This is a genomic window from Teredinibacter haidensis (genome assembly GCF_014211975.1).
GTDB lineage: Bacteria > Pseudomonadota > Gammaproteobacteria > Pseudomonadales > Cellvibrionaceae > Teredinibacter > Teredinibacter haidensis.
Genome location: NZ_CP060084.1, coordinates 3577565 through 3592662, shown reverse-complemented (window position 1 = coordinate 3592662; position 15098 = coordinate 3577565). Strand labels below are relative to the sequence as shown.

14 protein-coding genes are annotated in these 15098 nt (G+C 47.7%); 13 read left to right on the top strand and 1 reads right to left on the bottom strand.

Features of this window, described 5'->3' with window-relative positions; translation table 11 throughout:
- The first annotated feature begins 16 nt into the window (after window positions 1-16).
- The 8 genes from H5715_RS14375 to H5715_RS14340 all read left to right on the top strand — a co-directional run bounded on the left by H5715_RS14375 (window position 17) and on the right by H5715_RS14340 (window position 6245).
- Complete coding sequence (locus H5715_RS14375; protein WP_075186983.1) at window positions 17-610, top strand: prepilin-type N-terminal cleavage/methylation domain-containing protein; 594 nt, start codon at window positions 17-19, stop codon at window positions 608-610.
- A gap of 1 nt (window position 611) precedes the next feature.
- Window positions 612-995: a type II secretion system minor pseudopilin GspI gene (gspI, locus tag H5715_RS14370; protein WP_075186982.1), complete on the top strand. Its 384-nt coding sequence runs from the start codon at window positions 612-614 to the stop codon at window positions 993-995.
- The gene (gene gspJ / locus H5715_RS14365) at window positions 992-1612 is read left to right on the top strand and encodes a type II secretion system minor pseudopilin GspJ (RefSeq protein WP_075186981.1); all 621 of its coding nucleotides are present in this window, start codon (window positions 992-994) and stop codon (window positions 1610-1612) included. Before gspI ends, gspJ begins: the two co-directional genes overlap by 4 nt.
- 3 nt (window positions 1613-1615) lie before the next feature.
- A complete protein-coding gene (gspK, locus tag H5715_RS14360) occupies window positions 1616-2680 on the top strand; it encodes a type II secretion system minor pseudopilin GspK (protein ID WP_075186980.1) in 1065 nt (354 codons plus the stop codon).
- A 44-nt stretch (window positions 2681-2724) separates the two neighbouring features.
- On the top strand, window positions 2725-3957 hold the full coding sequence (gene gspL / locus H5715_RS14355; RefSeq protein ID WP_075186979.1) for a type II secretion system protein GspL: 1233 nt from the start codon (window positions 2725-2727) through the stop codon (window positions 3955-3957).
- On the top strand, window positions 3954-4433 hold the full coding sequence (gene gspM / locus H5715_RS14350; protein WP_075186978.1) for a type II secretion system protein GspM: 480 nt from the start codon (window positions 3954-3956) through the stop codon (window positions 4431-4433). Before gspL ends, gspM begins: the two co-directional genes overlap by 4 nt.
- A gap of 17 nt (window positions 4434-4450) precedes the next feature.
- Window positions 4451-5218: a type II secretion system protein N gene (locus H5715_RS14345; RefSeq protein WP_075186977.1), complete on the top strand. Its 768-nt coding sequence runs from the start codon at window positions 4451-4453 to the stop codon at window positions 5216-5218.
- A 127-nt stretch (window positions 5219-5345) separates the two neighbouring features.
- On the top strand, window positions 5346-6245 hold the full coding sequence (locus tag H5715_RS14340) for an FAD:protein FMN transferase (protein ID WP_083608154.1): 900 nt from the start codon (window positions 5346-5348) through the stop codon (window positions 6243-6245).
- 91 nt (window positions 6246-6336) lie between these two features.
- Here H5715_RS14340 and H5715_RS14335 read toward each other — a convergent pair whose 3' ends face one another.
- The gene (locus H5715_RS14335; RefSeq protein ID WP_075186976.1) at window positions 6337-7425 is read right to left on the bottom strand and encodes an integron integrase; all 1089 of its coding nucleotides are present in this window, start codon (window positions 7423-7425) and stop codon (window positions 6337-6339) included.
- A gap of 502 nt (window positions 7426-7927) precedes the next feature.
- Between H5715_RS14335 and H5715_RS14330 the strand changes: the two genes are divergently transcribed.
- The 5 genes from H5715_RS14330 (at window position 7928) to H5715_RS14310 (ending at window position 15097) form a co-directional block, all read left to right on the top strand.
- Complete coding sequence (locus tag H5715_RS14330; protein ID WP_075186975.1) at window positions 7928-8716, top strand: IclR family transcriptional regulator; 789 nt, start codon at window positions 7928-7930, stop codon at window positions 8714-8716.
- A 337-nt stretch (window positions 8717-9053) separates the two neighbouring features.
- Complete coding sequence (locus tag H5715_RS14325; RefSeq protein ID WP_083608153.1) at window positions 9054-9653, top strand: AraC family transcriptional regulator; 600 nt, start codon at window positions 9054-9056, stop codon at window positions 9651-9653.
- Entirely contained in the window at window positions 9641-11554 is a 1914-nt protein-coding gene (locus H5715_RS14320; RefSeq protein ID WP_075186974.1) for a tetratricopeptide repeat protein, read from the top strand. Before H5715_RS14325 ends, H5715_RS14320 begins: the two co-directional genes overlap by 13 nt.
- Window positions 11551-14451, top strand: a complete 2901-nt coding sequence (locus H5715_RS14315; RefSeq protein WP_075186973.1) for a tetratricopeptide repeat protein — start codon at window positions 11551-11553, stop codon at window positions 14449-14451. The genes H5715_RS14320 and H5715_RS14315 overlap by 4 nt, the downstream gene beginning before the upstream one ends.
- Window positions 14438-15097, top strand: coding sequence for a tetratricopeptide repeat protein (locus tag H5715_RS14310; RefSeq protein ID WP_075186972.1), 660 nt, complete (start codon window positions 14438-14440; stop codon window positions 15095-15097). The genes H5715_RS14315 and H5715_RS14310 overlap by 14 nt, the downstream gene beginning before the upstream one ends.
- Window position 15098 lies beyond the last annotated feature (1 nt).

The window sequence follows — 15098 nt, the reverse complement described above, 5'->3', positions numbered from 1 at the left end:
ATTCGACGCCTAACTTATGTATCGCCACCTTAGATTTCAAACACAGTGCTTTTATCAGCGGGGCTTTTCCCTTCTGGAGCTTTTGGTGGTGCTGGTGTTGGTGGGAATACTGATGGGCGGCGTCACCATGGCGATCAATCAGGGTGGGCCGGAAAAAGAACTGAATGATATTGTTGGAAAGTTTACCGCCTATGCGGATCACGCCAGTGAAATGGCGATTCTTTCCGGTAAACCTTTGGGCTTGATGCTGGAGCCGCCCGAGTGGCAGGAAAACCCGTTGGATGCCGGTTGGCGTTACCGTTGGCAGACAATGACGTTAGAAGGCTGGACCGATTACGAAGATTTACCAGCCATTGAAATACCCAAAGAAATCAAACTGTATGTGACTCTCGAGAACCAATTGTGGGAGTGGGAAAACGCACCGGAAGTACGCTTGCCGATCATTGCGTTTTATCCCGGGGGAGACCTTACAGACTTTGAGATCGAGTTTACCTTCGACAGCTTCGACCTGGATATTTCCGAGCACGTTGCCGTCGATGAGTGGGGCCGCATTGTGTGGACAGAAAAAGTTGAAATGCTCGAAGAAATAGCGGAGGAGCTGGGTGAATAAAATGCGTTCATCCGTTCGCGGCTTTACCTTGATCGAGGTATTGATTGCTTTGGCGATCGTAGCGGTAGCGCTACCAGCACTGATGTTGCGCGTGCAGTCAGTATCCGATAACGCCGGTTATATCGAAGTAAAAACGTACGCCTACTGGGTGGCGCAAAACAAGATGGAGGAAATCCAACTGGATTTCCGCATCAAGGGCAGCTTTCCCAAAACGGTTAAGCATGACAAAGTGGAATTCGGCGGTAAAGAATGGTACTGGAAGGTGGAGTCAGAGCCCACCGCTACAGAAGGGCTTTATCAATTGACTGTCAGTGTAGGTAATGACGAGGACGATATTCTCGCCAGCTACGCCAGCTTTATCTACGACAATCGGAGCAAGCCGTGAGGCGTCAGGCGGGCTTAACACTGCTAGAGGTGTTGGTGGCATCGGTCATTATGTCCACCATCGCCGTTTTAGCCTTCAATACGCTGGATGTAGCGGAGCGCTCGAAAGAAATCAGCGAAGAAAAAATGCGCGATTTACTCCAGTTTGATCGCGCCTGGGTTATGTTGGAAAACGATCTGCGCAACGCGCTATCGCATGCAAATGGTAATGAATTTGGAGAGCCGACCAACTGTATGGAAGTCAGTTACGGCGGCGATTACAACCTGATATTTTTGCGGGCTGGTCGGGCTAATCCCCTTGGCTTTCCGCGCACGGAACTGGCTAGGGTCGGTTACCGGCTGGAAGAAAATGTCCTGTGGCGCGACACTTGGGTCGATGCCTGGAGTCCAGCAAGAGATATTGACTACGCGCGTCAGCAAAAACTCTTGGAAGGCGTAGAAGACATGAAAATACGTGTTATGCACACTCGAGCACAGGGTTACGACGAAGGCCCCTGGGTTGAAGAATGGCCCGGAGGGGAGCCTCCCGGAGTGCTGCCGCTGGCAATTGAAATTACCCTCGAAACCGAAAACAGAGGCGAGATAACACGTTTGTTCAGCTTGAGTTTGGGTAAATAAGTTATGGCTGTAAAGGTGCGAGACTCTTCCGTGCAAACACAGCATGGCGTGGCATTGGTGCTGGCTTTACTGGTAGTGGCATTGGTTACCGTTATCGCCGTAGAGTTGAGTTGGCGTTTCGAACTGACACTTGTGCGCTCAGCAAACCGTTGGTATGGCGTACAGAGCAGTGCGTATTTGCACGGCGCCGAGCAGTTGGCGGCATACGCACTCAAAATGGATGCTGAGCAGGACCAAGAGTCTGGCGAGCTGAAAGATACGCTGAATGATGTTTGGGCAATGCCGGTGGAAACACCCATGGAAGACGGTTGGTTGCGCGGCCGGGTCGAGGATGCCCAAGGTCGGTTTAATTTGAACTCGCTGGTAGTTAAGGCCAAGCCACCCAAAAATAATGCGAAAGATTGGCAAAACTGGACAGCACCGCAGCGACGGTTTATCCGCCTGTTACAGACCATCGAATTAGAAGAAGAAGTCTTTTTGGATAGAAGTACGGCGGAAAACATTACCCAGGCGGTTATCGATTGGATTGATGACGATTCCGATGAGACGGGGTTTGGTGGTGCGGAATCGGACTATTACGGTCAATTAGAAGTGCCGTTTTTTATCGCTAACAAGCCCATGAGCAGTGTCAGCGAATTGTTTATTGTACGTGGTATGACACCGCAGTTTTATCAAAAACTATTGCCGTTGGTGATTGCGCTTCCCAAGGAAGTTGCTTTAAACGTGAATACCATGCCTATCGAATTGATGCGCACCATTACCAGCAAGGAAAATATGTACCCCAACAATCTCGAAGATGCACAGGATATTTTCACTGATCGTACCGGTGGTTTTGTTGATATGGAAGAATTTAAAAGCTCGGCGGTGGTGGAAGGGGTGGTAGGTAAAGGGGCTAATGGCGGAGGTGGCGCCAGCATGCTGGATACCGATGGTCTAACGGTGAGTAGCGAATATTTTATACTCTTTGCCGACAGTTCCGTGGGCGATCATGTAAAAGAGCGAAGAACAATGCTTTATCGCAAGGGTTCAGACGTAAGTGTTTTACGTCGAACCGATGCGAATTTTTAATTTTGGTCGACAGGCCAGGACAATAAAAAACAAAGAGAACTAACGTGGCTGAAAAAGTACTTGCCCGACAAACGACCGATGGCCTCTGGCAGTGGCGTATAGCGACTGTCGACGGGAATTGGTCCAGCGACCTGTATCATACTGGTGATGATGAAGCTTTGGTTGAGGCCGCACGCGCGCACAATTTGCCGGTTACCTTATTACTGAATGGTAGTGATGTTGCCTGCAGCCGCGCTCAGATTGAGGCCAAGGAAAAACGACACTTGGCAAAATTACTGCCCTACGAACTGGAAGAAAAGGTCATCGATAATATCGATGACATCCACTTGGCCTTTATCTCGCTCAATGGCGACCAGGTCGCGCTTACCTACATTGCAGACAAGTCCATAGAAAAGGCACTGCAGCCATTACTGGATTTAAGCTGTGATGTGCGAATTATTCTTCCGGACTACTTAACCTTGCGCACCGAGAATCAGGGCGTAACGTTCGTGCTTGAAGAGCATCGGTTGATTGCCCGCCTCGATAATTACAGCGGTTTTGCCATAGAGCCATCGTTGGCGCCCATGGTGTTAGCGGAATTAAAGCAGGAGCTAGATTTTACCGCCACGGTGAATCTGGTTGCGGAAAGCGAAGAGCAACTTGCACGTTTAGCCTCTTGGTTACCAGCGGCTTGGAGAGGGGAGAATGGCCCGGAAGTCAGCCAGTCGGTTGGAGGTATCTGGGATTGGATATCACCCTCAGTGGCCAGTTCAGAGCTTAATCTTAGATGTGGTAAATTTTCTCGTCAGCTGCCTATCAAACGTTGGTATGCGGCTTGGAAAACGCCTTTGATCGCCGTCGCTGCGGCCTATCTTGTGGCCATATGCGTAACGTTTTTTCAGTATCAGAGCGCCAAATCGGAGCAGAAAAATATCGTTGCCACCATGAATGACGTATACATGCAGGCAGTACCAAAAGGCAGGCCTGGTGATCCCGAAGGGCGATTGGAAACACTGGTGAAAGGTATTAAAGGTGGAGATGTTAAAACCAGTAACCTCATGGTATTGCTGGCAGGCGTTGCCGACACCATGACCAGTGGCAGTATTTCCATATCCAGTTTTCGTTATAACGCTGACCAGCGTGAATTGTTGATGAACATAGAAGGTAGTAGTTTCGCTGAGCTGGAAACACTGCGTACCGGCGTCGAGAACAAAGGCCTTAAAGCTGAATTGCTACGAGTCGAAGCCAAGGGTGATAGACAGAGCGCGCGCATGAAAATTGTGGAGGCCAGCGAATGAATGAAATAAAAGAATGGTGGGATCAGGCGTCTACGCGTGATCAAATAGCATTGGTTATTTGTGGCGCGGTACTGGGAGTTTATATTCTCTACGCGGCCCTGCTCAAACCCGTGATCAATATGCGCGACCAGCAATTACAAAAAAACATTTCCCAGCAGCAGGCCTTGGAACGCGTGCGAGATTTGGCGGCTACCTGGGTACATCAGGGGTCCAATAAAAAAGCTTCCGCCAATAAAGGTAGTATTGTTGAACTGGTTGATTCCAGTTCACGGCAGCACAACCTTAAGCTTGCAGGTATGCAACCGAGCGGCAACAATGATGTGAGATTGCGATTGGAGCAGGTACCTTTTGATAATCTACTCGGTTGGCTTTACCAAATAGAAGTTACCCAACGCATACAAGTTAAAGATATTTCTATCGCGACCGGTTCGAGTACAGGCTTGGTGTCGGCGAATCTGCGTTTGCATAGAGACTAAATTAGAAAGATAAAATCATGACTTTCCGTAAAAAACTTATTAAGCCCACGCTAATTACATTTTTAGTACTCTACTTTTTGTATTTGGTTTTGTCGCGTGCCCCTGCTGAGATAGCCGCTTCGGTGATGCATAAAACTATCCCCAATTTATGGCTTACGGGCGTAGAGGGTAGTGTTTGGGAGGGGAAGGCAAAGGGTGCGCAACTCGATTTAGCTAATAGTGCGTTACCACTGGGGAGCTTGACTTGGTCATTAAGTGCTTGGTCGCTGTTAATGTTGAAGCCCTGTGTTAGTTTCGAAACTCGCGGTGGTGGGCCTATATTGTCGGGTGTGGCTTGCCAAAGTATTGCCGGTAGCACTTCACTTAAAGATGTCAGTATAGAAACAGCTATCGCTCCCTTTGGTGACGTGTTAGGTGCGCCGTTATCCGGCCAGGGTTCAGTTAATATTATTTCTGCAAAACTAAGTAACCGTCGCGTGGAAAAAATGGACGCGAGAGTTAGTTGGCAGAATGGCAGTATAAATCCGGGTGAAGGCTGGGTTGTGCTGGGCAGTTACGGTGCTACTGTCAGTGAGAATAATCAAGGTGGTATAAAGGCAAAAATTACTGATCTTGATGCACCTCTTCAAGTGGATTTAACAGCAGAAGCTTCGTTGAATAGCTGGCAGGTAGTGGGATCAGTGACGCCACAGGCCAACGCCCACGATTTACTTAAGGGCGGTATTCAGCTAATTGGTGAAGAAACGGAACCCGGTACCTACGAGGTGCAGTGGTCTAGCCAATAAATGACTATTAACGAGGGTGCTTGTGAAAAATAAAAACGGCCAAGGCGCTATTGGTATCCTCTTCCTTTTTCTCTTCTTTTTCTCCTCTCTTTCTAATGCTGATTGGTTTAGTGATACCCAGAGCATAATGGGCACTCAGATCAGTATTACGCTCTGGCATAGCAATGCTGAAACGGCAGAACAATTACTGGCCAGCGGTATGGCCGAAATGCATCGATTGGATGAGTTGCTCTCCCCGTGGATCGAAACTAGCGAGTTGGCACGTGTCAATCGCCTCGCAGTAGGGCTGCCGCAAAAAATTTCTGATGAACTGATTTTCCTTATCGACAAATCACTTTACTTCAGTCGCCTCAGTGACGGCGCCTTTGATATAACTTTTGCGTCCGTTGGTTGGTTCTACAACTACCGGGAAAGACAGCAGCCCAATGAAGAAAAACGTCGGGCGCTGCTACCGGCCATCAATTACCAGTGGTTGGATCTAAACAAAGTGGAACGTACACTCGCGTTTAAGCACAAAAATGTACGTATTGATTTAGGTGGCATCGCAAAAGGATATGCGGTAGACCGGGTGGCGGCCATACTTCAGTCAGGCGGCGTTAAGCGCGCAACTATTAGTGCTGGAGGAGACAGCCGTATACTGGGCGATAAACTGGGTTCTCCCTGGATGATTGGTATTAAAAATCCCCGTGACGGTGGTGATCAAAGCAGCCGTGCAGTGATTATGCTGCCCCTGGAAAACACTGCCATTTCTACTTCTGGAGATTACGAACGGTTTTTTATCGACGAAAAAAACGGTAAACGCATTCACCATATAATCAATCCGAAAACGGGACAGTCGGCTGAGGGTGTGGTCAGCGTTACGATCTTGGGTCCGGAGGGAAGTGATACTGATCCTCTGTCGACAACAGTGTTTGTGTTGGGGGTGGAGCCTGGTATTGCGCTAGTAAACCGATTGCCGGGCTTTGACGCCGTGATTATTGATAGCACCGGTAAGGTTCATTACAGCGATGGACTTGTGGCACCTTAGGTTTGGATGTTCTATATGAATTACTGGAGCTTGCCTTGCTGCTAGATGGCGTCGGTGCGATGTCGGCTAAAGAAGGTTGCTAGCCTTGACGCTATTGCGGAATCTCAGGCTGCAATGTGAATTGTTTAGCAGGCAGTGCTACAAAAGAGCTAAAATTTTCTGAGAGTAAATAGCGACTTAACGGTTCTTTGAGATTAGGTTTATGGCGCGTATCGAAAATTAAATCTCCTAACAGGCTGTAGCTAGCTTGTTCGTTATAACTTAATGCATGGGTATAAATTTTGGTTGAGCGAATATCTGAATGGCCTAGCTGCGCCTGAACCGTGCGAATGTCTGCTCCTTTTTGCAGCATATGGGCGGCGAAAGAATGACGAAGTGTATGACAGGATGTGGGTTTACTAATGTTGGCCTCTTTAACGGCTTTTTTTACCGCTCGTTGAATGGTCTGTTCGTCAATATGGTGGCGGCGTCTTTCGCCCGAGGGGTGCTCGATAGACATTGAGTTTGCGGGGAATAAGTATTGCCAACCTAATTCATAAGGAGCCTGGGGAAATTTCCTTGTCAATACACGGGGCAGGTATACGCCACTCCAATTATTGTCCATAGAATCCTCATCAAAAATTGCGCGAACAAGGGCAATCCTCGCCTGTAGCTGAGGAACCAACTCTTCCTCCAGAGCGATAATACGTGATTTCATTCCTTTGCCTTCATACACGGTAATTGAAAGATTATATAAATCGATATCCTTCATGCGTAAGCGCACGGTTTCCATTATGCGCAACCCCGAACCGTACATCATAAACGCGCACAGCCGCGGCACCCCGTTCAGTTGACGAAATAAAGCGTGTAATTCGTGGGAGTCCAAAACCGTAGGTGTTTTCTGAATCGATTTGGCTCGATAGATACCCTCAAAATTCAGTTGCTCTCGCTGAAGAGATTTGTTAAATAAAAAACTCAAAGCGTTCAGCGCCGTTCGCTGCGTGTTGGGTGAAACTTTTTTTTCGAGGGCAAGATAATTTAAATAGCGGCGTATATGCTCTTCGTCCATGATCTCTGGGTGCTGGTTGTTATGAAAGCGTATAAATTTATGTATCCAGTAAAGATAGGTCTGCTCTGTTCTATAGCTGTAGTGCTTTCTACGTATTAATTCCTGAACCTGTTTGATAAAAGGGGATTCCATAGCGCGCCTCCATGCTGTTGTTATATACAGTAATGTTGAGCCGTTTCCGTGTCAAGCTGTTTTGTAAGCTGGGCTTCTGATGTGATGGTTTATCTATATTAAGATTGGAATTATTCTTCTTCAAATAATTGAGATATAAAATATTGGCGATGGATCCTTTGCGCAGAACGGAGGGCGAGAGGAATCGAAAAACATTTTCTAACCGACACATGCGTTATGTTTAGACGAAGCGTTGGTAGGGGCATATATCTACTCTCATGTGTTGTTTCTGATCTTTTAGCCATCATGTTTTAAAAGGGGCGTAAACACTATCGCTATCCGTTTCGGTTTTCTGCTTGCGAATGGGATTTTTCATAAGGCTTCTCATTTATACTTGGAACGGGTTACATTCATTTCATGGATGTAACCCACGTTTATCATTAGCCAATTACAGTCTCGCTTCCGCTATCATATTTGCTCTTAGACCAATTTTGAAATATAAAAAGAATAACGACGCATACATATGGGCACTAGGAAGTTAACGTCAATAGCTGAAGCGCAAGAACCCCGCTATAAGGCACCAGCACTGGAAAAAGGTTTAGATGTTCTGGAGTTGCTAGCCAGTGTGGATGAACCTTTAACGACATCTCAAATCGCGACGGCCTTAGGGCGATCAGTAAGCGAATTATTTCGCATGGTGGTGACCCTGGAAGCTCGCGGTTATATCGCCCAGATGTATGGTGGGGATGGTTATGGGCTAACCAATAAGCTTTTTTCTTTGGGGGTCGCGCAGGCGCCCATGAAAAGTCTAATCGAAAACGCTTTACCCATTATGAAAAGCCTCGCGTTTGAAGTTGGGCAGTCCTGCTACCTTACGGTAGCGTCAGGAGAGCAGGCCGTAGTGGTTGCGCGTATCGATAGTCCGAGAGCACTGGGTTTTTCCGTGCGCGTGGGTTACCGTAGATCTTTGACTGGCACCGCTTCGGGTGTTGCGCTAATGGCAGGTAAATCGAAGCAGCAGGTTAGTGCAATATTCACAAGATTGGGTGGCGAGGCTAATTTGAATACGCTTCGCTATTTTACGCGGGCTGTCGAGCAGGTTACCACGCTAGGTTACGTGCGCCTGCCCTGTGAGCTGGCGTCTGGTGTTGTTGACGTCGCTGCACCGATCGATGTCGGTGACGGCGCTATCGCTTCGCTCACCATCCCCTACCTTGAATGCAAGCCTTTGATCTGCACAGAGATACAGGCGACAAAATTTTTATGCGAAGCCGCCAATCAAATCAGCACTTTGCAGGCTAGTGAAGCTTAGTTTTTGCACAATCTCCCTCGCTTCTTAAAGAATTACATTTCTCAACAAAATCCGTCGAAATAATGGCACAGAAAGTGAACCACCACGCTCGGCGCGAACAAACAGTAGCTAAAATATTCTTAATGCGAACACAGCTGCCGCTGTAAATCTCGTTATCGGGATTTCCAAATTCACCCAGTATTTGTAACTAGTTCACAGAATGCGTATAAAAAGGCATTCTGTTCTGGACTCACCTGTTAAAACTGGACAGACAGAATAGATCTCTGTCTGTGTTAACAGTTTATGGAGAATGACCTTGAGCGGTAAATTGTGCCAAATTTTGGCAGTTAAAGAGAGTATGAAAAACACGCCTGTTAAGTTATTCGGTGTTTGTGTCGATGGTTGTGCCATTAGGGCATTACTGGCGCTTTTTTTTCTAGTGATAGGCGGTCTATCGCTGCCCGGCTACGCTGAGAGTGAGGAGGTACAAGATAATGCTGGCATTTCGGCATCGCCGCTGAGTGACGATATAGAAACACTGAAGAAATCGGCCCTGGAGTTAAACCGGGACCTGCTGATTCTTGAAGAAGAGCTACTGTTTCCCGCCAATACACAGATTATGGTGTACCTCTCCCTAGATACAGGGGAATTTTTTCGTTTAGATGCGGTAAAACTCCATATAGACGACAAGCTGATTGCCAGCCACCTGTATACGCCAAGACAGAACGACGCTCTTCGACGTGGCGGTATTCAGCGTTTATATATCGGGAACCTCAAAACCGGGGATCACGAATTGACCGCCTATTTCACGGGTATCGGTCCGGATAAGCGCGAGTACAAACGCGGAACCACCGTTACTGTTAGCAAGGACGATGATCCCAAAATGCTGGAACTGAAAGTCATGGATTCCAGCGCCAATATGCAACCGGAATTTGTAATTAAAGAATGGCAGCTGTAACGCGGGTTCAATTATTGTTGCTGATTTTTCTTTCCGTTATTGCGCTTACCAGCTACGCAGGGAAAAAAGAAAAACCGCTCGCCGCTGTGGCCGATTTGCGCTACGGCGTCGCGCTGTATCACTACTATCAGGCAGAGTATCTGGATGCGCTAACCGAATTGATGATAGCCAAGGAGCGCGGTGGAATTCAGGGGCATGGTGATAACCCCGCTTTGATGGAAGGTGGTTTTGCACTGGCTTATGGTCTGGAACGTACTGCAGCGGATATTTTTGATGATATTCTCGCTGCCAATGTATCTGAAAGCGCTCAGGTTAACGCATGGTACTATCTGGCGCGTATGCGCTATATGCGCGGTGACTGGGAAATGGCCAACCGTTCAATCGCTGAAGTAAAAGCGATTAACGAAATAAATAAAAAATCGTCGAAGAATATAAAGAGTGATCTTGATGCACTCAAAATCAATCTCGCCATTAAACAAAACAAGCTTGTCGAAGCTGAAAGCCTACTAAAAAAATCAGAGCTGAATGATGACTGGCTACCTTATATCTATTTTAATATTGGTTCGGCGGCTGCACGTGAGCAGCAATTCGACAAAGCGATTATCTACTACAACCGCATCGCTGAAAAAGAATATCCGGACGATGAATATCGCTCTCTCTACGACAAGGCTATGACTGCAGCAGGCTACAGTTACCTTTTGAGTGGCAATCTCGAAAAGGCAATGGAGCGGTTTTCCCGAGTTCGTCTGGATAGTTCACTTTCGGGTCGTGCATTGTTGGGCTACGGTTGGGCGGCGGTCGAGCGGGAAGATTATCGCGAAGCGCTTAAAGTGTGGTTACACTTAAGCAAATCCAGTCTGGTGGATGAGAATTCACAGGAAGCTTTGGTGGCGGTACCTTATGCCTATGAAAAAATGGGTATGGAAGGTTTAGCGTTAGAGGGGTTTAAAAAAGCGGAACAGAGCTTTCAAAGCGAAGTCGACAAGTTGGATGAGGTGATCCAAAACCTTAGCGGCGATGCGTTATTGCAGGCGCTGAATATCGAAAATGAAGATGGCGTAGATTGGCTCAACGCAACAAAAACCAAGCAGCTCGCACCCCAGCTGAGCTATTTAATAGCCCTTTTTTCTCACGAGCAATTCCAGATGGGTATTCAGGAATTGCGCGATTTGTTAGCCATTCAAAAAAACACCCTCAATTGGCAGGTACGGTTGAAATTTTACAACGATATGTTGAGCCAGAGAGCGCAGGATCGCGAAGATCAAACCGCGCTGTTGTCGAAGAATTTACTAGAAAAGAAAATTGAAGATTTACAGCAGCAGCGCGACGCGCTGGCCCTGAATATAGAAACCATCGCAGGACAAAAAAATTATTTTGCTCTCGCAACGGGGGATGAAGAAGATTTAATTCACCGTGCCCAGCGAGCCAAGCAAGCGATAACCATTCCCGAGCTACGGGAAGATGACCCATTTATTGAAGATACTGATGAGGCCGTGCGTCGATACTACGGCCTGCTGCTATGGAATGCCAGCGAGCAGTTTTCCGATCGGCTGTGGAAGGCTGTTAAAACACTAAATAGTTTGGATACCGTAATAGAACAGCTACGGGCGAATTATGCCAGCGTGGAGAAAATTATGAGTGCCGCGCCGGATATCCAGCCCTACCGAAATCGCATAGTAGATGGGAATCAGCGCCTTAATGAGCAAAGCGCAGCGGTCGACAAAGCCGTGGATGCGGCTAAAGAAGCCTTGCGCCAGCAAGTGATTAGCGTATTGATAGAGCAGCGTGCGCGAATTCATCACTATATGGCGCAAAGCCGACTTTCTGTCGCAAGGCTCTACGATAAAACACGCCAACGTATACAGCATCCCGATACCGTCGATGGGGAGGGCCAACCGTGAGCCGTCGGGCATTGCTGGTCTCGCTTTATACTCTGAGTCTTTTGTGGCTGCAGGGGTGCGCCTTTTTTGGGGATGATATGCCAGACTACGGTCGTACGCTGGCCGATATTAAAGAACCAGAAATCCCAGAAGACCCGATGCCAGTGCCGCAGACAGGTATCGATCAGATCGAAGAAAGCTATCGCTCTGCTCTGGATGTTGCCGAAGATCCGGGTATTCGTCACCAAATCTTAGTGCGTCTGGCAGATTTAGAAATGGCTCGTAGCGAGCAGCGTCAATTGGATGCACAAACGCAGGAAAAATATTTCGATGGTGCGGTATCCATGTACCAAGAGTTGATCATGCTAAATAAAGAGCGTCCGGTAAATGGCGAGAAAATGTCCAATGAGCGCTTGCTATATCAGCTGTCGAAGGCCTACGCGCTGGACGGCAGAATGCATGAATCCGATGAAGTATTGAATGAGTTGGTTGGCAGCTATCCCGAATCAGCCTTTGTTGCCGAAGCGGATTTTCGCCAAGCGGAGAAAGCCTTTAGCGATGGCAATTATGATTTAGCTGAACGGCTTTACAGCGAAGTCGTGGCTGCGGGTGAAGTGACGCCCTTCTACGGTAACGCCGTGTATATGCAGGGCTGGTCGCAATTTAAGCGTGGACGTTATCGCGCTTCAGTAAAGTCTTTTACCGAAGTGTTGGATAGAAAATTGCCAACCGTGGGTCAACAGTTGGTGGATCTATCCAATAGTGATCGTAATCTGGTCAACGACACCCTACGTGTTTTTGGTATTGTTTTCTCTTATCTGGACGGAGCTGATTCGATTACAGAAATTTATCAGAATCTCGGACAGCGTCACTATCAGCATATGCTCTATATGGAATTGGGCGATTTGTATTTAGAGAAAAAACGCTATCGGGACAGTGCGGATACTTATCGTCACTATGTACAGGTTTTTCCCAGTACCGATTACTCACCTGGTTTCAGTGTAAAAGCGATAGAAGTGTACAGTCTAGGAAATTTCCCCAGCCTGATTCTGCCCGCCAAAGAAGAGTATGTACGCAATTACGGTGTTTATAGTGAGTTCTGGAAAATGCGAAGTGATGAGCAGCGCTTATCGCTTAAACCGAAGTTACACTTGTATTTAGATGAACTTTCCAGCTATTACCATTCGCAGGCACTGGGCAACCGAAAAGTTCGCGAAGAGTTTCAAAGTCTGAGAGCGGCCGGAAAAAAACCGGATTTCAAATTACCCGAAGATATCGCACAACCAAATTTTCTGAAAGCGGCCGGGCTCTATCAGCAATTTATTGATACCTTCCCGGAAAACGACAAAGTGTCGGAAATGACCTATTTAATGGGCGAAGCCTATTACGAGGCCGGGCAGCTGGAACAAGCCGTAAAAGCCTATGAGCTGGTTGCTTATACACATTTGGATAAGGATCGCGGTGCTCTAGCAGGCTATTCGGCTATTTTTTCGCTTCAGCATTTAATTTCGAATCACCCACTAAAAACGGAAGCAGACAGCGCGATAGTCACGGAATGGAAAAAACATAAAGTTAACAGTGCAATGAATTTCGCCGACTATTACCCAGCGGATAAGCGCGCCGCCGCCGTGCTAACCAAAGCGGCCCAGGAAGTGTTCGAGCAGGGCGATTTGGCACGCGCCCAGGTTATTGCCAAGCGCATGACGGAGTGGCAGCCTGCACCGGAAACGTCCCTGCAGAAAACGGCTTGGCTGGTTTTGGCTCACTCGCAGTTTGATTTACAACAGTATAACGAGGCGGAATATTCCTATCGACAGCTGTTAACCCTATTGGACCCTTCTGACCCGGATCACGCACCGACGATAGAACGTATTGCAGCGAGTATGTACAAGTCTTCCGAGGCGCAAATTGCAGCGGGTGACACGGCAGCGGCGGTATCCAAATTGTTGTCTATCAATACTATTTCGCCGGGCAGCGATATTGCCATCGCGGCCCAGTACGATGCGGCCAACCATCTAATGGATTTAAAAAGCTGGGTTCAGGCGGAATCTGTACTGTTGGATTTTGGTCAGCGCTACCCGAAACATGAACTGAATAAAACACTGCCCCCTAAGCTGGCGTTTATTTATCAGGAAACCGAAAGCTGGAATAAGGCGGCGGGGCAGCTTGCCATTATGGCGAATTCCGGCGATCCACAAACACGCCGAAATTCACTGTATTTATCCGCTGAACTTTACGAAAAATCCGCGAATCTGGCTAAAGCTGTAGAACAGTATCGCGAGTACGCGCGCACTTATCCTGCTCCTTTCGATCTGGCCATAGAGGCACGCTACAAGCTGGTAGATATCTATGGCAAGCAAAAGGATGAAGGAAAGCGCAACTACTGGCTAAAGGATCTAATCAGCCAAGATGCAAAAGCCGGGGTCAATCGAAGCGGGCGTTCAAAGTATTTGGCCGCGATGGCCTCGTCCAAGTTTGCTAATGATGAATATGAGCGATTCAACAAAATTAAATTAACATTGCCCATCAAAAAGAGTATGCGCAAGAAAAAGGCCGCAATGGATCAAACCTTAAAATCTTACCGCAGAGTTTTAGACTACGGCGTTGCAGAATTTGCAACTGATGCCAATTATAAAATAGGTATGCTGTATGGGCAGCTAAGTCAGGACTTGATGAACTCTGAGCGCCCCGCCGGTTTGGATGAGCTTGCGCTGGAGCAGTATGAAATTCTATTGGAAGAGCAGGCCTATCCGTTCGAAGAAAAAGCGATAGACTTGCACGCGAGCAATATTCAGCGTGCATGGGTGGGGCTTTACGATAATGGGGTGAAAAATAGCTTTAAAGCGTTGGCGAAGTTGTTGCCCGCGCGCTATGGAAAAGAAGAAAGCAAAGTGGAGGTGAGCAATGGCTTGCACTAAAACGTTAGTTGCGTTCATCATCCTAGAGTTGCTTCTGTCTGCCTGTGGTGGCGCACCGAAAAAAGACGATAAGCCGGAGGAGCAAGTGGTGTCCAACGCCGAGAACGAAGCGGAGGCGCCTCTTGTTTTGATTCCTAACCCCTATCTAGAGAGCGCATCTTCGGTGCAGGGAAAAGCAAAGGACGAATTTAACAAGGCCCTTGCAGCGATGAAGGTAGGGAAATGGCAGCAGGCCGAAGGTGTGCTAAGTTTAATGACCGAAACTTGGCCGAAGTTGTCTGGCACCTATGTCAATCTGGGGATTTGTCAGTACAAGCAGGAACGGCTGGAAGAGGCAGAAAAAAGCTGGAAAACGGCCTCGCAAAACAATACTTACAATATGGACGCTTACACCTGGTTGGGTGTGAGTTACCGGGAACAGGGTCGTTTTAAAGAGGCCGAAGATATTTATTTGGTGGCGCTCCAGGTGTGGCCACACAATGCGGATGCGCATCGTAATCTGGGTATTCTGTACGATTTATATTTGGGCCGGTTTGAAGAGGCGTTGAGCCACTATAAAATGCTGCAAAAAATCCTGCCGGAGGATGATCGGCAAGTAAAAGGCTGGATTCTGGATTTGGAACGACGCTTGTCGGGTGGAGCTTAAG